General features: G+C 60.3%; 19 protein-coding genes. 16 read left to right on the top strand and 3 right to left on the bottom strand.

Going from position 1 to position 19,360, the window contains the following annotated elements:
- Positions 1-126 precede the first annotated feature (126 nt).
- From FHT73_RS09145 to FHT73_RS09095, 11 genes are all read left to right on the top strand, one after another.
- On the top strand, positions 127-1,623 hold the full coding sequence (locus tag FHT73_RS09145; protein WP_112335341.1) for a CoA-acylating methylmalonate-semialdehyde dehydrogenase: 1,497 nt from the start codon (positions 127-129) through the stop codon (positions 1,621-1,623).
- 146 nt (positions 1,624-1,769) lie between these two features.
- The gene (locus tag FHT73_RS09140; RefSeq protein WP_015338872.1) at positions 1,770-2,117 is read left to right on the top strand and encodes a VOC family protein; all 348 of its coding nucleotides are present in this window, start codon (positions 1,770-1,772) and stop codon (positions 2,115-2,117) included.
- A 228-nt stretch (positions 2,118-2,345) separates the two neighbouring features.
- Positions 2,346-3,413 carry a YjgN family protein gene (locus FHT73_RS09135; protein ID WP_183711135.1) on the top strand — a complete coding sequence of 356 codons (1,068 nt, stop codon included), beginning with the start codon at positions 2,346-2,348 and terminating at the stop codon, positions 3,411-3,413.
- On the top strand, positions 3,385-4,488 hold the full coding sequence (locus FHT73_RS09130) for a M48 family metallopeptidase (RefSeq protein WP_183711046.1): 1,104 nt from the start codon (positions 3,385-3,387) through the stop codon (positions 4,486-4,488). The genes FHT73_RS09135 and FHT73_RS09130 overlap by 29 nt, the downstream gene beginning before the upstream one ends.
- A gap of 120 nt (positions 4,489-4,608) precedes the next feature.
- Positions 4,609-5,097, top strand: coding sequence for an iron-responsive transcriptional regulator RirA (rirA, locus tag FHT73_RS09125; RefSeq protein WP_112398715.1), 489 nt, complete (start codon positions 4,609-4,611; stop codon positions 5,095-5,097).
- Positions 5,098-5,438: 341 nt separating this feature from the next.
- Positions 5,439-7,034: an ABC transporter substrate-binding protein gene (locus tag FHT73_RS09120; RefSeq protein WP_183711044.1), complete on the top strand. Its 1,596-nt coding sequence runs from the start codon at positions 5,439-5,441 to the stop codon at positions 7,032-7,034.
- A gap of 89 nt (positions 7,035-7,123) precedes the next feature.
- Positions 7,124-8,128 (top strand): ABC transporter permease subunit, encoded by a 1,005-nt coding sequence (locus tag FHT73_RS09115; protein WP_112608267.1) that lies wholly within the window; start codon positions 7,124-7,126, stop codon positions 8,126-8,128.
- Positions 8,129-8,137: 9 nt separating this feature from the next.
- On the top strand, positions 8,138-9,046 hold the full coding sequence (locus FHT73_RS09110; RefSeq protein ID WP_015338876.1) for an ABC transporter permease subunit: 909 nt from the start codon (positions 8,138-8,140) through the stop codon (positions 9,044-9,046).
- Entirely contained in the window at positions 9,046-10,062 is a 1,017-nt protein-coding gene (locus FHT73_RS09105) for an ABC transporter ATP-binding protein (protein ID WP_183711042.1), read from the top strand. Before FHT73_RS09110 ends, FHT73_RS09105 begins: the two co-directional genes overlap by 1 nt.
- Entirely contained in the window at positions 10,059-11,012 is a 954-nt protein-coding gene (locus FHT73_RS09100) for a peptide ABC transporter ATP-binding protein (RefSeq protein ID WP_112398718.1), read from the top strand. Before FHT73_RS09105 ends, FHT73_RS09100 begins: the two co-directional genes overlap by 4 nt.
- Positions 11,013-11,084: 72 nt before the next feature.
- A complete protein-coding gene (locus FHT73_RS09095) occupies positions 11,085-11,612 on the top strand; it encodes a gluconokinase (protein WP_112608263.1) in 528 nt (175 codons plus the stop codon).
- A gap of 60 nt (positions 11,613-11,672) precedes the next feature.
- On the opposite strand, the gene FHT73_RS09090 is transcribed toward FHT73_RS09095, so the two are convergent.
- The 3 genes from FHT73_RS09090 to FHT73_RS09080 form a co-directional block, all read right to left on the bottom strand.
- Positions 11,673-12,920: an FAD-binding oxidoreductase gene (locus tag FHT73_RS09090; protein ID WP_183711040.1), complete on the bottom strand. Its 1,248-nt coding sequence runs from the start codon at positions 12,918-12,920 to the stop codon at positions 11,673-11,675.
- A 117-nt stretch (positions 12,921-13,037) separates the two neighbouring features.
- Entirely contained in the window at positions 13,038-13,535 is a 498-nt protein-coding gene (locus tag FHT73_RS09085; protein WP_183711038.1) for an isoprenylcysteine carboxylmethyltransferase family protein, read from the bottom strand.
- Complete coding sequence (locus FHT73_RS09080) at positions 13,535-14,587, bottom strand: type III polyketide synthase (protein ID WP_183711036.1); 1,053 nt, start codon at positions 14,585-14,587, stop codon at positions 13,535-13,537. Before FHT73_RS09080 ends, FHT73_RS09085 begins: the two co-directional genes overlap by 1 nt.
- Before the next feature lie 197 nt (positions 14,588-14,784).
- On the opposite strand from FHT73_RS09080, the gene FHT73_RS09075 reads away from it, so the two are divergent.
- The 5 genes from FHT73_RS09075 to FHT73_RS09055 all read left to right on the top strand — a co-directional run bounded on the left by FHT73_RS09075 (position 14,785) and on the right by FHT73_RS09055 (position 19,291).
- Positions 14,785-15,327: a tetratricopeptide repeat protein gene (locus tag FHT73_RS09075; protein WP_112608255.1), complete on the top strand. Its 543-nt coding sequence runs from the start codon at positions 14,785-14,787 to the stop codon at positions 15,325-15,327.
- Positions 15,328-15,389: 62 nt separating this feature from the next.
- Entirely contained in the window at positions 15,390-16,034 is a 645-nt protein-coding gene (locus FHT73_RS09070; RefSeq protein ID WP_348648123.1) for an RNA polymerase sigma factor, read from the top strand.
- Entirely contained in the window at positions 16,027-16,830 is an 804-nt protein-coding gene (locus tag FHT73_RS09065; protein ID WP_183711034.1) for an anti-sigma factor, read from the top strand. The genes FHT73_RS09070 and FHT73_RS09065 overlap by 8 nt, the downstream gene beginning before the upstream one ends.
- 146 nt (positions 16,831-16,976) lie before the next feature.
- Positions 16,977-18,557, top strand: a complete 1,581-nt coding sequence (locus FHT73_RS09060) for a Ppx/GppA phosphatase family protein (protein ID WP_183711032.1) — start codon at positions 16,977-16,979, stop codon at positions 18,555-18,557.
- On the top strand, positions 18,554-19,291 hold the full coding sequence (locus FHT73_RS09055; RefSeq protein WP_112335353.1) for an RlmE family RNA methyltransferase: 738 nt from the start codon (positions 18,554-18,556) through the stop codon (positions 19,289-19,291). The genes FHT73_RS09060 and FHT73_RS09055 overlap by 4 nt, the downstream gene beginning before the upstream one ends.
- Positions 19,292-19,360 lie beyond the last annotated feature (69 nt).

Raw genomic sequence — 19,360 nt, 5'->3', positions numbered from 1 at the left:
ATACACTTTTACGCGACATGCTTTCGGACTTTAATTTTTGCACAACGGTTGCTTATAACAGCTCATTGATTTGTGCAAATTGAAGTGCCATCCTGTCAGCATCCAAGAAAACGAGGAGGCACATCCATGCGTGAGATCGGTCATTTCATCGGCGGCAAGCACGTCGCCGGCACGAGCGGACGCACGAGCAACGTCTATAACCCGGCAACCGGCGAAGTGCAGGCAACCGTCGCGCTCGCGAACGTTGACGAACTGCGCGCAGCCGTCGAAAATGCCAAGGCTGCGCAGCCGAAATGGGCCGCCACCAACCCGCAGCGCCGCGCCCGCGTTTTCTTCAAGTTCGTCGAACTGCTGAACCAGAACATGGATGAGCTGGCGACCCTGCTTTCTTCGGAGCACGGCAAGACGGTCGAGGATTCCAAGGGCGATATCATCCGCGGCCTCGAAGTCTGCGAATTTGTCTGCGGCATTCCGCATCTGCAAAAGGGTGAGTTCACCGAAGGCGCCGGCCCGGCTATCGACATGTACTCCATCCGCCAGCCGGTCGGTGTCGGCGCCGGCATCACGCCGTTCAACTTCCCAGGCATGATCCCGATGTGGATGTTCGCGCCGGCGATCGCGTGCGGCAACGCCTTCATCCTGAAGCCGTCAGAGCGCGATCCGTCCCTGCCGATCCGCCTTGCTGAACTGATGATCGAAGCCGGCCTGCCGGCAGGCATCCTCAACGTGGTCAATGGCGACAAGGCTGCCGTCGATGCCATCCTGACGGATCCGGATATCGCTGCCGTTTCCTTCGTCGGCTCCACGCCGATTGCCCGCTACGTCTATGGCACGGCCGCCATGAACGGCAAGCGCGCACAGTGCTTCGGCGGCGCCAAGAACCACATGATCATTATGCCCGACGCCGATATGGACCAGGCCGTCAATGCCCTGATGGGCGCCGGCTACGGCTCTGCCGGCGAGCGTTGCATGGCGGTGTCGGTCGCGGTTCCGGTCGGCGAGGAGACGGCCAACCGTCTCGTCGAGAAGCTGGTTCCGAAGATCGAATCCCTGCGCATCGGCCCCTATACCGATGAGAAGGCCGACATGGGCCCGCTGGTCACCAAGGATGCCTATAACCGCGTCAACGGCCTGATCGACCGTGGCGTCGAAGAAGGCGCCAAGCTGGTCGTCGACGGCCGCGGCTTCAAGCTGCAGGGTTATGAAGACGGCTATTTCGTCGGCGGCACGTTGTTCGACCACGTCAAGCCGGAGATGGACATCTACAAGACCGAGATCTTCGGGCCGGTTCTGTCGGTCGTTCGCGCCAAGAACTACGAGGATGCCCTCGACCTGCCGATGAAGCACGAATACGGCAACGGCGTCGCCATCTACACCCGTGACGGCGATGCGGCTCGCGATTTCGCTTCGCGCATCAATATCGGCATGATCGGCGTCAACGTTCCGATCCCGGTTCCGCTTGCCTACCACTCCTTCGGCGGCTGGAAGGCTTCGAGCTTCGGTGACCTCAACCAGCACGGCACGGACTCGATCAAGTTCTGGACGCGCACGAAGACGATCACCGCGCGCTGGCCGTCCGGTATCAAGGATGGCGCCGAATTCGTCATGCCGACGATGAAATAAGCACCGCAATCATTGGCTTCCATCAGCCGTCGTCCGGAATTTTTTCGGACGGCGGCTTTTTTATTGCGTTTGTTTTCGATGGAGTCATCTTGTCAGGGCCGCTGTTTTCATTTAGAACAAAACAAGAACAACGGGAGGGCCGCGCGATGGCCGTGACCTATCAGATCGACTATCTCGAATTTCCGTCGAAAGACGGCCTGAAGACCCGCCGCTTCTTCGAAGAAGCCTTCGACTGGAGCTTTGTCAGCTATGGACCGACTTACCATGTCATCGAGGCAGCCGGAATAGATGCCGGCATAGACGGGGACGCGGGGGAGGCGGCCGGCACGCCTTTGCCCGTCGTGCGCACCACCGATCTGGAAGCTGCTCAACGTGCCGTCGAATTCGCCGGCGGCGTCATCACCCGCCCGGCTTTCGATTTTCCTGGTGGACGTCGCTTCCATTTCCGCGAGCCGGGCGGCTGCGAAATGGCGGTATGGATTTCCGTGCCATAAGTGAGTTGGCGCCGTTGTGGCATTAAGGTTGCAGTCTTGCTGCAAATTGCCCGTTCGCGCCTCAAGTGCGGTAAGCCTGTATTTTTCCGTTGATCGGCGGTCGTTTTCCTGATCTCAAATGCAATGTTAAGGCGAGTGACGTGCCGCGCAACACGTCGCCCAACGTCTGGTGCTTACTTGGAGTGCCGGTGGGAACGCTCGTCCTCTTGTGGGGTAGGGGAACATAGCATGGCAGTTGTTGAGCAAGATTATCCGCTGGGCGGAAGCCCTTTTTTCCAAAGAGCTTCCTTCACAGGCAACGCTTCGGAATATTTCGGCATCTGGATCGTCAATATTCTGCTGACGATTGTTACGCTGGGTATTTATTCGGCCTGGGCAAAGGTCCGCCGGAACCGGTATTTCTATGGGAATACGGTCATTCTGGACCACAGTTTCGAATATCATGCCAAGGGTAAGCAGATATTGATCGGCCGGCTGATCGTATTCGGCGTTTTCTTCGTGTTGAATGTACTTTCGCATATTGCGCCGCTGGCGGTTTTGGTGATCTGGCCCGTCTTGCTGGTGGTATTCCCATGGTTCCTCATGCGCGGCCTTCGGTTCAATGCGCGGGTTACGAGCTATCGCAATGTGCGCTTCGATTTCGTTGGGACCTATGGCGGTGCATTCAAGGCAATCTTCCTCGGCGCTCTGGTAACGATTGTATCGTTTGGGCTACTGTCCCCGATCGCAAGCCGATGGTTCTATAAATATATCTTCGACAATCTGCGCTATGGCGATCGGCCGTTCTCGACCGAGCCGCGATTGGGCGCGCTCTACGAGGCCCTCGTCACCGTAATCGCGATTATGATCGTAAGCATCGTGATATTGGGAGTTGTAAGCGCTTTCGCGATCGGTTTCAGCAGCAACTCGATGGGACCGGGAATGGGCAGCCTCAGCCTGTGGCATTGGATGATTGTGCTTATTTTCCCGATTTACCTATTCGCTGGTCTTTATTACCGCGCGACGGTGCGCAACATCGTCTGGTCGGCGGCAACGGTCGATCATCGTCATGAGCTCAGAAGCGATCTTGGTCGCCGGCGCTATGCGTGGATTGCGATTTCCAATGTCGTCGTCACCTTGGTAACTCTCGGATTGATGCGCCCGTGGGCGGCGGTGCGCATGCAGCGCTTCTTGGCAGAGCATACGGCGATCAGTATCAATGGCGAAATCGGCGTCGTGTTCGACCAGATCCGCTCGACCGGCAACGCGATCAGCGCGGAATATCTCGATGTCGATGGATTCGACTTTGGCTTCTGATCCGCAGACGATCGCGACGGGTGTCTGGCATCCGCCGCATTCCAGCCGGGAGGTTCCGTCCCGGCTGATGGATATCGGCGGGTCTCTCATGGTGCTCTCGTCTGAAGAGGATGAGGAAGACAAGCGGCTTGCCTGGGGTATCCGCTCGGATATCGAGGTCAGCCCGCGCGTCGGCTCCATCCCGCGTCGCATTGTGTTCGGAAATGAATCGGTTTTTGAAACCTGCGATAATGACGCCGTCGATGCTTACCTGCGAAGCCGCGGCGAGGGACGCAGTGGTTTCGTTCATGGACTTGAGATCGTTCGTCCCCGTCTGATCGCCTTCGCTCTTGCGACGATCGTCCTTGCTTCGGTCATCTATCGCTATGCCCTGCCGATCTTGGTGGAGGTTGCGGTGCTGGTGACGCCGCCCGTGGTGCCGGAGATGATGTCGGCAGGGACGCTGAAGGCATTGGACCAGGTGAGCTTCGGCCCCAGCAAGCTGCCGGCGGCACAGCAGACGGAAATTCGCAATGATTTTGACACGATAGCCGCAAATGCGGAAGGTGGTGCCGGCCGTTATCATCTGAATTTCCGCGATGGCGGCCTCATCGGTCCGAACGCCTTCGCGCTGCCGGACGGAAACCTCGTTCTGACTGACCAATTGGTCGAACTCGCCGGCGGTGATAAGGAACTGATTGCCGCCGTGCTTGGTCACGAGATCGGTCACGTCGAATACAGGCACAGCCTGCGTCAGCTTTACCGTGCCGCGGGTGTTGCGGGTCTCGTGCTTCTGATAGCTGGTGACGTCGGTTCCGGCATTCAGGATCTGTTGACGCAAGGCGGCGGCCTACTTGCGCTTTCCTATTCCCGCGAGGCGGAAGCACAGGCCGATCGCCGCTCTGTCGAGTTGATGCAGGCGGCGGGCATGGATCCGACGGCACTCTCACGGTTCTTCGATATCCTTGAAACGAAACTTGGCGATCATAGCAGTACCAGCATGCTCTCAACCCATCCGGGGACGCCCGAGCGCAAGCAGGCGATCCTTGGTTATGCCAGGGAGCTGGAGGAGAAGGGGACGAAGCCGAAGGGGTGAGGAGCTCAGGCTTTCTAAATAAGCTGAATATGAATTTCATATTTTGGAATTGTTCAAAACTAAGAAAGCCACTATATACGGGGCCAGCCCCCTAAGCAGCCTTGATTCCAGGAGATCGGCATGCGTTTGACGAAACAGACCAATTACGCAGTGCGCATGCTGATGTATTGCGCCGCCAATGATGGCCATCTGAGCCGAATTCCGGAAATCGCCAGGGCATACAGCGTATCTGAGCTGTTTCTCTTCAAGATTCTGCAGCCGTTGACCAAGGCTGGCCTTGTCGAAACGGTGCGTGGCCGCAATGGCGGCGTGCGCCTTGGCAAGCCGGCGACCGATATCAGTCTGTTCGATGTCGTCCGTGTTACCGAAGATAGTTTCGCCATGGCGGAATGCTTCGAGGATGGCGTGGTGGAATGCCCACTGGTCGATAGCTGCGGCCTCAACTCGGCGTTGCGCAAGGCGCTCAATGCTTTCTTCGACGTTCTGACCGAATATTCCATCGACGACCTTGTCAAGGCTCGCCCGCAGATCAACTTTCTCCTCGGCCTTACCGACAAAGATCACAAGGCGATTGCGAAGAAGCCGGTGGTTGCAGCCCCGGCCGCCTGATCAGTCCTCTGAAATTCGAACATGTTTCAGTCCGCAGTTACCGCCGGTAGCTGCGGATTTTCGTTTGTATTGCCTCCTATCCGGGCAATAGGCGGTTGGCGGATTGAAAGAGCAAAACGGCAAATCGTTCTGAATCTGCTAAGGGCGTGCAAATTTTTGCCAGAAAATTACCAATTCAGAGGTTTTTTCGTTCAAAAATTTCCAAACTCTAGAAATTGGAAAAATTTTAGGCGGCGCTTGTTGCTTTCAAACTTAAAATAAAGTTCCATCGGCGCGATCCGGATGGGAACCTCTGGTGGTGTCCACGGCTTCAAAAGAATAACAATCTGGGAAACGATATCATGAAAAAGATTTCTGTCCTGCTGGCAGTGACAGCCTTGGCTTCGGTCATGGCGACGTCCGCCTGGTCAAAAACGCTTGTCTATTGCTCGGAAAGCTCGCCGGAAGGTTTTGACCCGGGTCTCTACACCGGAGGCAATACTTTCGACGCCTCGTCGCGCACGGTCTATAGCCGCCTTGTCGAATTCAAGCATGGCAGCACCGAAATCGAGCCGGGCCTTGCCGAAAGCTGGACCGTGTCTCCGGACGGCAAGGAATACACCTTCAAGCTCCGCAAGGGCGTCAAGTTCCAGACCACCGACTTCTTCACGCCGACGCGCGACCTCAACGCCGATGACGTGATCTTCTCGATCGGCCGCCAGCTCGGCACGGACAGCCCCTGGGCGAAGTATGTCGCCGGCGGTACCTACGAATATGCCGATGGCATGGGCTTCCCGAAGCTCATCAAGTCGATCGACAAGGTTGACGATCTCACCGTCAAGTTCGTCCTTGACCGCCCGGAAGCTCCGTTCCTCGCCGACCTCGCTATGGACTTTGCCTCGATCCTGTCGAAGGAATATGCCGACAAGCTGCAGGCCGACAAGAAGATGGAGCAGATGAACCAGCAGCCGCTCGGCACTGGCGCATTCACCTTCGTCGCCTATCAGCCGGATGCCGTCATCCGCTACAAGGCGAACGAAACCTACTTCAAGGGCAAGGAAAAGATCGACGATCTCGTCTTCGCGATCACGCCGGACGCCTCCGTTCGTGCGCAGAAGCTGAAGTCCGGTGAGTGCAACATCATGCCGTATCCGAATGCGGCTGATATCAAGGATCTGAAGGCCGACAAGAACCTCAAGGTTCTCGATCAGGCTGGCCTGAACGTTTCCTATCTCGCCTACAACACGCTGGTTGCTCCGTTCGACAAGGTCGAAGTACGCAAGGCCATCAACATGGCTGTCAACAAGCAGGCCATCGTCGATGCCGTTTTCCAGGGCTCCGCCAAGGTTGCGACCAACCCGATCCCGCCGACCATGTGGTCCTACAACAAGGACATCAAGGACGACGCATTCAATCCGGAAGAAGCCAAGAAGCTGCTCGAAAAGGCCGGCGTCAAGGATCTCAGCATGAAGATCTGGGCGATGCCCGTGTCGCGTCCCTACATGCTGAACGCCCGTCGCGCTGCCGAGCTGATGCAGGCGGACCTTGCCAAGATCGGCGTCAAGGTCGAGATCGTCACCTATGACTGGGCGCAGTACCTGAAGCTCTCCTCCGCCAAGGACCGCGATGGCGCGGCCATCCTCGGCTGGACTGGCGACAACGGCGACCCGGACAACTTCCTTGACACGCTGCTCGGCTGCGATGCCGTTGGCGGCAACAACCGCGCACAGTGGTGCAACAAGGAATTCGACGGTCTGGTGAAGAAGGCCAAGCAGACGGCTGACGTCAAGGAGCGCACGAAGCTCTACGAAGAGGCTCAGGTCGTCTTCAAGCGCGAAGCACCGTGGATGACGATCGATCACTCGGAAGTCTTCATGCCGATGACGAAGAATGTCACGGGCTACTTCCAGGATCCGCTCGGTATTCATCGCTTCGACGGCGTCGATATCGCCGAATAACGAAAAATCTGTGAGAATGCCCGGCTAGTATCGGGCGAACCGGCGGTCAGACACTCTGTCTGACCGCCGGAAAAATTTGGACATCTGCCATGTTGCGATTTCTTTTCAGCCGGCTAGCGGTGCTGATCCCGACATTCCTCGGTGTATCGATCGTCGCCTTCTCTTTCATCCGCCTGCTTCCCGGCGATCCTGTCATGCTGCTGTCGGGCGAACGCGTCATGTCGCCGGAGCGTCATGCGCAGATCTCGCACGATCTCGGCTACGACCAGCCGATGGTCGTGCAGTACGGCCGATATATCTGGAATGCCCTTCATGGCGATCTCGGCACCTCGATCACGACAAAGCGTGACGTGCTGACCGACTTTTTGACCTTCTTCCCGGCCACGCTCGAGCTGTCGATCTGTGCCATGATCCTCGCGATCTGTCTTGGCATACCAGCCGGTGTTTTCGCCGCCGTGAAGCGGGGCACATGGTTCGACCAGAGCGTCATGGGCGTCGCCCTCGTCGGCTATTCCATGCCGATCTTCTGGTGGGGCCTGCTGCTTATCATCGTCTTCAACGGCTATCTGCACTGGACGCCGGTTTCGGGCCGTATCGGACTCATCTATTTCTTCAAGCCGATCACCGGCTTCATGCTGATCGACAGCCTGCTGTCCGGCCAGAAGGGCGCCTTCTGGTCCGCTTTCAATTCGCTGATCCTGCCGACCATCGTGCTTGGCACGATCCCGCTCGCCGTGATCGCGCGCCAGACGCGCTCGGCGATGCTCGAAGTGCTCGGCGAGGATTATGTGCGCACGGCTCGTTCCAAGGGCCTCTCGCCGCTGCGCGTCGTTTCCGTGCACGCATTGCGAAATGCGATGATCCCCGTCGTCACTACGATCGGCCTGCAGGTCGGCGTGCTGCTCGGCGGCGCCATCCTGACGGAAAGCATCTTCTCCTGGCCGGGTATCGGCAAATGGATGATAGATGCGGTCTTCAAGCGCGATTATCCGGTGGTGCAGGGTGGCCTGTTGCTGATCGCCGGCATCGTCATGCTCGTCAATCTCGTCGTCGACCTGCTCTACGGCTTCGTCAATCCACGCATTCGTCACTAGGAGCGGCCCATGAGCACGGTTAGCGTCAAAACGGTTAGTGTCAAATCCGACCGTCCTTCCGCTCTTGCGGAGTTCTGGTATTATTTCTCTCGCAACAAGGGCGCCGTCATCGGCCTTGCGATCTTCCTTTTCGTCCTGTTTCTGGCGATTTTCGCCGGTCTCGTGGCGCCGCATAATCCCGATGTGGCCTATGGCAGCGACATGCAGCGCCTGCCGCCCGCCTGGGCGGAGGGCGGCAACAGCAGCTTCCTACTCGGCACCGATGCCAATGGCCGTGATCTCCTGTCGCGCCTCATCTATGGCACACGCTTCTCGCTGTTCATCGGCCTCGTCGTTGCCTCGCTTTCTGCACTCGCCGGCATCCTGATCGGTCTCGTCGCCGGCTATGTGCGTGGCCGTGTCGATACGATTATCATGCGCATCATGGACATCATCCTCGCGGTCCCCTCCCTGCTGCTCGCCCTGGTGCTGGTGGCTATCCTCGGACCGGGCCTGACCAATGCGATGATCGCGATCTCCATCGTCAACCAGCCGCATTTCGTTCGTCTGACCCGCGCTTCCGTCATGGCCGAGCGCGACAAGGAATATGTCATCGCCTCCCGCGTAGCCGGCGCCGGCCCGCTGCGGCTGATGTTCAAGACTATCCTGCCGAACTGTCTGGGACCGTTGATCGTCCAGGCGACGCTGGCATTCTCCTCCGCCATTCTCGATGCCGCCGCGCTCGGCTTTCTCGGTCAAGGCGCTCAGCCGCCGACGCCGGAATGGGGGACGATGCTGGCGGATTCGCGTGAATTCTTCCAGAGCAACCCTTGGCTCGTTACTTTCCCCGGTCTCTGCATCCTGATCACGGTGCTCGCCATCAATCTGATGGGCGACGGCCTGCGCGATGCATTCGACCCGAAGCTGAAGAGGTCGTAATGGCACTCCTCGATATTGAAAACCTCTCCGTCGAATTTCAGACCTCGTCCGGCTTGTTCCGGGCCGTCGATGGCGTCTCGCTGACGTGCGACAAAGGAGAAATCCTGTCGATCGTCGGCGAATCCGGTTCCGGCAAGTCGGTCTCCATGCTTGCCATGATGGGCCTTCTGCCCTGGACGGCGAAGATCACCGCCGACCGCATGATGTTCGACGGCAAGGACCTGCGCGGTATCTCCTCGCGTCAGCGTCGCAAGATCATCGGCAAGGACATGGCCATGATCTTCCAGGAGCCGATGTCGAGCCTTAATCCGTGCTTCACGGTCGGCTTCCAGCTCGGCGAGACGCTCCGCATCCATATGGGCCTTGACCGCAAGGCTCGCCGCGAACGCTCGATCGAACTCTTGAATCTCGTCGGCATTCCAGCCCCTGCGGATCGCCTGTCGAACTTCCCGCATCAGATGTCCGGTGGCATGAGCCAGCGCGTCATGATCGCCATGGCGCTCGCCTGCAATCCGAAGCTTCTGATTGCCGATGAGCCCACGACCGCGCTCGACGTGACGATCCAGGCGCAGATCCTCGACCTGCTCGTGCGCCTTCAGCGGGAGCAGGGCATGGCGCTCGTGCTCATCACGCATGACATGGGCGTCGTCGCCGAAACGGCAGAGCGCGTACAGGTGCAATATGCCGGCCAGAAGGTCGAGGAGCAGCCGGTCAAGGAACTGTTCCGCGATCCGCACCATCCCTATACGGCAGCCCTTCTTTCGGCTCTGCCGGAGCGCGCCGAAGTCGGCGAGCGTCTGCCGTCGATTGCCGGCGTCGTTCCCGGTCAGCACGATCGACCGACGGGCTGTCTCTTTGCGCCGCGCTGCTCCTTTGCAACGCCGGAATGCGACAAGGGCGTGAAGCGCCAGGGGCCTGAACTGGGCGTAGCCCTATGCAATTATCCGCTGCAACATGGCAAGCCACTCGGCCACCCCGGCATTGTCGCCACGCAAAAAGCAGGAGGTGCCGCATGACCGGCGCTGTTCTCGAAGGGCGCGATCTCGCCCGCTTCTACACCGTCAAGCGCGGCACCTTCAAACCGGAAGCGACCGTCAAGGCGCTGAACGGCGTCAGCTTCAGCCTGCAGTCGGGCCGCACGCTCGCTGTCGTCGGCGAATCCGGCTGCGGTAAGTCGACGCTCGCTCGCCTCGTGACGATGATCGAAAATCCGACGGCCGGCGAATTGCTGATAGACGGCAAGCCCGCCAGGCTCGGCGACCGCAGCCTGCGCAGTGCCGTGCAGATCGTGTTTCAGAACCCTTATGGCTCGCTGAATCCGCGCCAGAAGGTCGGCTCCATCCTGGAAGAGCCGCTGAAGATCAACACGGATGATGATGCCGCCACCCGACGCCGCAAGGTGGAGGAGATGATGGCACGCGTCGGTCTGCGTCCGGAACACTATGATCGTTACCCGCATATGTTCTCGGGCGGCCAGCGCCAGCGCATCGCCATCGCGCGTGCTCTGATGCTGCGGCCGAAGGTGCTGGTGCTCGATGAGCCGGTGTCCGCACTCGATCTGTCGATCCAGGCACAGGTCCTGAACTTGCTGATGGATCTGCAGAAGGAGATGGGCCTTGCCTACCTCTTTATCTCGCATGGCCTTTCCGTCGTCCGTCACATCGCAGACGACGTGATGGTTATGTATCTCGGACGTCCGGTGGAAACCGGCACGGCGGACGAGGTCTTCAACCGGCCGCGCCATCCCTATACTGCGGCCCTTCTGTCGGCGACGCCGATCGCCGATCCGGATCGCGAAAAGAACCGCATCCGCCTGCAGGGTGAATTGCCGTCGCCGCTCAATCCGCCGAAGGGCTGCCACTTCAATCCGCGCTGCTGGCGTGCCCAGGACAAGTGCCGGCAGGTTGAACCGGAACTGGCGGGCGACGGAACGCATAAATTTTCCTGTTTCTTTCCGCTGGATTGATCCAAGTTGCGAATCGGGCATGGCTGAAGAGCGACCGTGCCCGGTTTGAAATCAATCATTTCGGATAGGCCTATGCGCGATAATCAGGACACCCCGCTTGCCATCATCGTCATGGGTGTGAGCGGCAGCGGTAAATCCTCGATCGGTGAGGGTGTGGCGGCCAAGCTCGGCATCCATTTCATCGAAGGCGATGCCCTGCACCCGGCAGCCAATGTCGAGAAGATGAGCAAGGGCATTCCGCTGACGGATGAGGATCGCTGGCCGTGGCTCGAAAAGATCGGCCAGGAAATATCGGCAAGCCTTGCGAAAGGCGAAGGCGTTGCCGTGACCTGCTCGGCGTTGAAGCGCGTCTATCGCGAGCGCTTGCGGGCATCCGCCGGCGGTCACCTCTATTTCATCTATCTCGAAGGCTCCAAAGAGCTGCTGACGAAGCGCATGGGCGAGCGCAAGGGGCATTTCATGCCGACCTCGCTGCTCGAAAGCCAATTGCAGACGCTGGAAGTACCGACGGGCGAGCCCGGTGTCGTCACCGTCGACATCGACGCCACGATCGAAGAGATCGTCGATGCGTCTGTCAGAAGCCTCCGGGCAATCCTCTAAAGCAATTCCAGGAAAAGTGCGTAGCGGTTTTCCGTCCGGAATTGCGTGAGATAGAGCGGCTCAGGGTGCAAACCGGCCCGGAGCATAAGCCGAAATATCGATGAAGGGCTTCTCGCCGGTGATGAGCTCGGCGAGCACGCGGCCGGTCACCGGGCCGAGCGTCAACCCGTGATGGGCATGCCCGAAGGCGAACCATAGGCCGTTATGGCGCGGTGCCTTTCCGATGATCGGCATCATGTCGGGCGTGCAAGGCCGTGCTCCCATCCAGGGTTCCGGATCGAGCCGCTCGCCAAGCGGGAAGGTGGTGCGCGCGACGGCTTCGGCACGGTCGAGCTGGACCGGTGTCTTCGGAGCATCGCGCAGGGCGAATTCGGCACCGGTCGTCAGCCGGATGCCGCGGCTCATCGGCGCCAGCAGATAGCCGCGCTCGGCATCCAGCGTCCAGTTGTTGAGGATGGCGTCGCCCTCGGTGGCGTAATGCATGTGATAGCCGCGCTTGACGCCGAGCGGGAAGGCATAGCCGAAGCGTTTCGTGACGATATCGGCCCAGGGGCCGAGTGCGACGACGACGTCCTCCGCGTCGATCGATCCCTCCGCCGTCACCATTCTCCAGGCCGAACCGGCCATTCCGAGTGAGACGGCATCTCCCGTCGTCACACGCCCGCCAATACTTTCGAAATATCGGCGATAGGCTGATGTCAGCCCGTGCGGATCGAGCACCGACCAGGGGTCGCGCCAGCGAAGCGCGCCGGAAAAATTGCCTCTGAGATGCGGCTCCATGGTTGTGATCTCCGCACCGCTTAGCGCGTCGTAACCGATCCCGAATTCGCGGTTGAGTCGTTCGGCCTCGGCAAACTCGGCGTCGCGCTTTCCGTTCGAACGGAACAGCTCCACCCAGCCGTTCTTGCGAATGAGCTCTTCGGCATGCGAGGCTTCGATGAGATCGTTGTGCTCGCTGACGGAATGTTCGATCAGCGGCGCATAGGCGCGCGAAATCATCTCGTGGCGCTTGGTATTGGAGTTCCACCAATAGCGTGCGAGGAAGGCGATTTGCGCCGGCAGAGCGTGCAGATGATAATGCGCGTCGATGCGATTGTTGAAGGCATAGCGCAGCAGCAGGCCGAATTGCTGCGGGAAGCCGTAGGGCACGACGCCCTCGCGCTGAATGAGGCCGGCATTGCCGAAGGATGTTCCCTGGCCCGGTGGCTGGCGGTCGACGAGGACGACTTGCCGCCCCCGCCGCTGCAGATGGATTGCCGTCGAAACACCGACGATGCCTGCACCGAGAACGATTGCGTCCTTTGTCATTTTATCCTGCTATCCGCATGCCTATTGCATTGCCGCTCGATCGTTCCGTATTGTCTGACCGCGCTCTAAGCATCGAAAATGCCTGCCAAATTTCAGCGGCGCAATTGAAAAATGCGGTCAGGCCGCACTCTGTTTCAGGCAGGCGTTTTCGGCGCGGATGCGGATCACAAGAATGATGCCGTTGAGCAGCGAAAAGATCGCGGCGTAAAGCGGCATGCCGAAGGCGAGCGGCAAGACAGCGATCTCGCCGACGACGACGGCATAGTTGGGATGGCTGAGGAAGCGATAGGGTCCTTTCGTCACCAGCGCCGCGCGGGGCAATATGATGATGCGCGTCGTCCAACGATCCCTCAGTGTCGCCAGTACCCAGAGGCGCAGTCCCTGCAGCACCATGAAGAGCAGGAACCAGACGAGATCGACAGGCCGGCCGATGGCGAGCAGCCACAATCCGATCAGCCAGGCCGCATGCGTCGCCACCATGAAGGGATAGTGCTCCGCTGCATATTCCCGGGCGCCGCGGGCAAGGAGTGCTGCGGTGTTATGCCCTGCATAGACGAGCTCCGCCAGCCGCTGCAGCGTCACGAAAGTCAGAAGTGCGATCGATGGCCACAGCATCAGGCGACCCTCCTCAAGGTGATGCAGCTTGCCGAAAATCCCGGCCCCATGGCCAGCAGGGCGGAACGCTCCGGCAAGCCGGCCGCAATGGCGCGCTCCAGCACGAACAGCACGGTGGGCGAAGACATGTTGCCGTAGTCGCGGATCACCTCGCGTTCGATATCGAGCGAGCCTTCTTCAAGGCCGAGCGCGCTTTCGAGTGCCGCCAGCACCTTGGCGCCGCCCGGATGACAGATGAAGCGGTCGATATCGGAGATCAAAAGCCGGGATCGCTCCAGAATGCCGGCAACCGCGCCCTTGAGATGCGTCTCGGCAAAGACCGGCAGCGATTGTTCGAGGATGATACCAAAGCCGGTATCATCGATCTTCCAGCCCATGATGCCGAGGCTCTCGGGGAAAAGATGTTCGCCGGTCGATTCGATTTCCGCAATGCCGCTTTCGCCGGCCCGCAGCACACAGGCCGCTGCTCCGTCGCCGAATAGCGCGGTGGCAATGATGTTGGGCCGTGTCAGTTCGTCCAGCCGAAAGGCAAGGGAGCAGAGTTCGATCGAGACAAAAAGGACAACGGCGCCTGGCCGGCTTCGTGCCATCTTCGTCGCCACCGCAAGACCGGATACGCCGGCTGCACAGCCGAGCCCGAAGACCGGTACACGCTCGATATCGGCACGGAAGCCCATCAAGCCGGCCAGCCGCGCGTCGAGGCTCGGCGTCGCAAGCCCGGTGGATGAGACTGTAACAACGCAGTCCACATGCCGGGCCTCAAGGCCGGCGCGTTGCAGCGCTGCAGCCGCCGTCCGGCGGAAAAGCTCCGAGGCCACCTCGGTATAGGCCGCCATACGGTCCTGCCAGCCATGCGGCTGTTCGAACCAGGAAAGTGACCGCACCACATGGCGCTTGCGGATGCCGGTGCTTTCGAACACGCGCGCGAGATATTTGAAATCTTGAAAGCGGCTCGAGAAGAGGCGGCTCGCAGTCTCGGCGGCGTCGGTCTGGAGGATGATATTGTCGGGCGTTGCAGAGGCGACACTTAGAAGTTTGACGGTATCAGTCACGAGTTTCTCCTGCGCCCTTGAGGGGCGTGGGATGGAAACACGTCGTGAGGGTGGTCTATTCGATGCCGGAGCAGTCACGAAAGAGTGACGGCGTCCCGCATTGGGATGCGCCGAAAAAATTTTTCGCATCGTCCGAATAAAAGATGCCGATGGTGTGTTCTCCCCTCGCAACGTTCATTTTGCCAAGGAGACATTCCATGACGACCAAAGCAATTCGCCTGGCTTCCATCGCTCTCGGCGCAAGCCTGACCCTCGGCGCTTTCGCCATCCCGGTCTTTGCTGCCGGCAACGATTCGAGCACGACGCCGACCTGCAAGAAGGGCGAGATCTACGATCAGAAGACCAAGAAGTGCGTGAAGCAGCAGGGTGCCAACGTCACGGACGAAAACCGCGCGGATTATGCCTACTCGCTCGCCAAGAAGGATCATCGCTACGAGGAAGCCCTGGCTGTCCTCGACACGATGAAGAATCCGAATACGGCAGAAGCGCTGAACTATCGCGGTTACGCCACCCGCAAACTCGGCCGTACCGACGAAGGCATCTCCTATTACCAGAAGTCTGTCGCCATGGATCCGAAGTACACGCTGGTTCGTGAATATCTCGGCGAAGCCTACGTCATCAAGGGCCAGATGGACCTCGCCAAGGACCAGCTGAGCACGATCAAGACGCTCTGCGGCAATACGAGCTGTGAGGAATATCGCGATCTTCACGCCGCGATCATGAATCCGTCCAGCCTGTGATCGCAGGTCAGCGCCGGGGATAAAGACGGGAAGCAGGGAGCTTTGCGAGGGATATGGGAGTGATGCCAGTCGCTCGTGGCGCAATTTCCGCTTATAGTCTGACGGCAGCGGAGCCGCCAAAAAGATCGGCGGCTCCCGGACATGCGGGAATGGCGGAGGCTGTCATAGCGAGCGAAGAGGATATCAGGGCGGGACTGTCCCAGCATCTGACGCGGCTGTGGCGCTATGGTGTGGTGCTGTCGCGTCAGCGTGACGTGGCCGACGATCTCGTGCAGGCGACCTGCGTCAGGGCTCTGGAGCGAGCGGCTCAGTTCACATCGGGCACGCGGCTCGATCGCTGGCTCTTTGCCATCCTGCATTCGATCTGGCTGAACGAGGTCCGCTCGCGCCGTGTGCGCATGGGACAGGGCTTTGTCGATGCCGACGAGACGCTGGTTTTCGACGGTGCTCGGCAAACCGAAACGCATATTTTGGCCGGGCAGGTGTTGCAGCGCGTTCAGGCCCTTCCGGAGGCGCAGCGCACTGCGGTGTTCCTGGCCTATGTCGAAGGGCTTTCCTATCGCGAGGTGGCTGACGTTCTTGATGTGCCGATCGGAACGGTCATGAGCCGGCTGGCGGCGGCGCGGGCGAAACTCGCCGAGGGCATGGGAATGGCGGCTGACGGGAAATCGTCCGGAGGTGAGCGACTGGGGAATGGAAATGAGTGAATCGCATAAAGGACAGATGCCCTCGGACGAGCAGCTCACCGCCTTCATCGATGGCGAGTTGAATGTCTCCGAGCGCGGGCGGATCGAACGATTGATCGCCGACGACGAGCGCGTGGCGGAGCGATTCGATTTTCTGTCGCGCAGCACCTTGCCCTTCGCAGAGGCATTCCAGCCGATGCTTGCCGAGGCTCCGGCTGCGAGGCTGGATGCCATGCTTGCCGGCATTCCCTTGAGAGAGGAGAGCAAAGCCAGCACTGCCGGCATCGGCCGCCGCGGTTTCCTTGCGGCCGTCGCCGCAAGCTTCGTCGCTGCCATTGCCGTCGACCGTGCCGTGATCGGCATCGGCCACCGGCTTTCGAAACCGGACGAAGATGCGGAATGGCGTGCCGTAGTGGCGGAATATCTCTCGCTCTATACGGCGGATACGCTGAGTGCTCCGGCCGGTGATCATGCGCAACAGGTTGCGCAATTGAATGAAGTCGGCGCCAAATTGAATCTGTCGCTGGCGCCCGAAGCCGTCGCCATGCCGGGTATCGAGTTCAAGCGTGCTCAGATCCTGAATTATGACAGCAAGCCGCTGGCTCAGATCGCCTATCTCGATCCGGAAAGCGGACCCATGGCGCTCTGCATCGTCCGATCCGCCAAGGGTGCGGCGGCGCCGGACATGGAAAATCGCAAGGGCATGAATGTCGTCTATTGGTCGAGCGCCACCCACGCCTTCATGCTGATCGGGCATGCGCCGATCGACCGGATGGAGCAACTTGCGGCTGATATCAGGGCGCATCTGGTCGCGTGAGGGCTGTTTGGCGCGCGACTAAAATGACGTGATTCAAAAAGAATTTGGCGAAAACCCATCCTGCTGGTATTCTTTGCCCAACGAAAATCGAACGAGCGCCAGCAGCATACCCTCAGGGGCCTTGCGCGGCGCGGTGGAAAAGATACGTGAGTGACCCCGACAGCGGCCTAGCGCCGCAGGCAGACGGGGCGTCGGCAGCAGAGCGCAGGAAGGGTAAATCCTCCCGGCGCGCGAAGCGTAAGCGCGGTCACGGCCGTCCGAACGCTCATTCTGCGGAGGCCACCCAGGCAGGCAAGTCCAGCCAGGTGGCGCAACGCCCAGCAGAGGATGAGGCCGGCTTACCGGCCAAAAAGCGCAAGCGCCGGCGCCGTGCACGCGCAGCCCAAGGTGGCGCGCAGCCTGCTTCCCAGACACAGCAGCTTTCGGCACCGGCTGAGCATCGTGCCTCGCCGGATCATGGCCATCCGTCTTCGCATAAAAGCGGCAAGAACCGACGCAAGCATCGCAGCAAGCGTGGCCTGCAGGGCCGGCCTCTGGTGCATGAGAAAGTGGCGCAGATCGTCGCGCCTGCCAATGCGCCTTCGAACGCGCATGCGCCAGTGGCCCATGACGAGCATCGCCAGATCAGGCAATCGCCGCCGCGCCGCGAAGGGCAGGGCCAACATCACCACTATGCCGACGCTGATTCCCGGCCACTCGACCTCTATGCGGCCCTCGACCTCGGCACCAACAATTGCCGCCTGCTGATCGCGCAGCCGACCCGCCCCGGCCAGTTCCGGGTGGTCGATGCCTTTTCGCGCATCGTGCGCCTCGGCGAAGGACTTGGAGCCAGCGGACGTCTGTCGAGCGATGCCATGGATCGGGCTGTGGAGGCGCTGCGCATCTGCGCGGCCAAGCTGAAGACACGCGAAATCCGGCGCATGCGGCTGATCGCGACCGAAGCCTGCCGCGCGGCGGACAACGGCGAAGCTTTCCTTGCGCGCGTGACAGAAGAAACAGGACTCCAGCTCGAAATCATTGATCGCGAGACCGAGGCACGGCTTGCCGTTTCCGGCTGCTCGTCGCTGGTGGGACCGGAGGCGCGCTCCGTCGTTCTGTTCGATATTGGCGGCGGCTCCTCCGAAATTGCCGTCATCCGTATCGGCGAGAATCGCTCCAGCCGCCTTGCCAATCACATCACCCATTGGACCTCGCTGCCCGTCGGCGTCGTCACGCTCTCCGAGCGGCATGGCGGTCGCGATGTAACGCCTGAACTGTTCGAGACGATGGTGTGCGAAGTTCAGCGCATGCTCGAGCGTTTCGATTGCCCGCCGGTGCATGGCGCCGCACGCGACAGCGGCGACTTCCACTTGATCGGAACTTCGGGCACGGTGACGACGCTTGCCGGCGTTCACCTCGATCTGCCGCGTTACGATCGGCGCAGGGTCGACGGCGTCTGGCTGTCGGATGACGAGGTGAGCGCGATGCAGGCCAAGCTCTTGTCTTGGGATTTTGCCGGCCGCGCCGCCAATCCCTGCATCGGGCCGGATCGCGCCGATCTGGTGCTGGCGGGATGCGCCATTCTGGAGGCGATCCGCCGCCGCTGGCCGAGCCCGCGTATGCGCGTTGCCGATCGCGGCCTACGCGAGGGATTGCTGACCGACATGATGGCAGACGATGGCGTTTGGCGGCGGGGCCGCTTGCGCCGGGGTCGTCGACCGAGGGATATGAAGGGGCCGCAGACGTGACCAAGCCAACCATCGCAGGCAACCGCACGGGCCGCAAGCTCGGCCAGCGCGTCAAGAAAAAGAAGCTGAAGGCTTCGTCGCGCCAATGGCTGCAGCGCCATATCAACGATCCCTATGTGCAGCGCGCCCAGCTTGAAGGTTACCGCGCCCGCGCCGCGTTCAAGCTGCTGGAGATCGACGAGAAGCATCAGATCCTCAAGGGTGCTCGCCGCATCATCGATCTGGGTGCCGCTCCGGGCAGCTGGTCGCAGATCGCCGCCAAGGTGACCGATTCGACCGAGGAGGATATCCGCGTCGCCGCTATCGACTTCCTCGAAATGGCGCCGATTCCTGGCGTCAGCATCCTGCAGCTCGACTTTTTGGAGCCGGATGCGCCGCAGCGGCTGATCGATGCGGTCGGAGGTACGCCCGATCTGGTGCTGTCGGATATGGCCGCACCGACGACCGGTCATCACCGGACCGACCACCTGCGCACGATGCATCTCTGCGAAGTGGCAGCGCATTTCGCCGTCGAGGTGCTGGCCGAAGGCGGGCATTTCCTCGCCAAGACCTTCCAGGGCGGCACGGAGCGAGACCTGCTGACCTTCCTCAAGCAGAATTTCCGTCAGGTCGTCCATGTAAAGCCCGGCGCATCCAGAGCCGAGTCGGTGGAAATGTTCCTGCTGGCGAAAGGCTTCAAGGGCCGGAAGCTGGAAGGCGAGACGGAAGAAGAGCAATCCGCCGCCGACCGCTAAATCCGGCAACCCTCAATCGCTAAACTGACGAAACCCTCATTGCGCTGCCGTTTGGCTGAAGCGCAATGA

Origin of the sequence: Rhizobium sp. BK098 (genome assembly GCF_014193155.1) — a bacterium.
Classification (GTDB): Bacteria; Pseudomonadota; Alphaproteobacteria; order Rhizobiales; family Rhizobiaceae; genus Rhizobium.
Note: the sequence above shows the minus strand (reverse complement) of the source record. Positions and strands in the feature narration are given on the sequence as shown.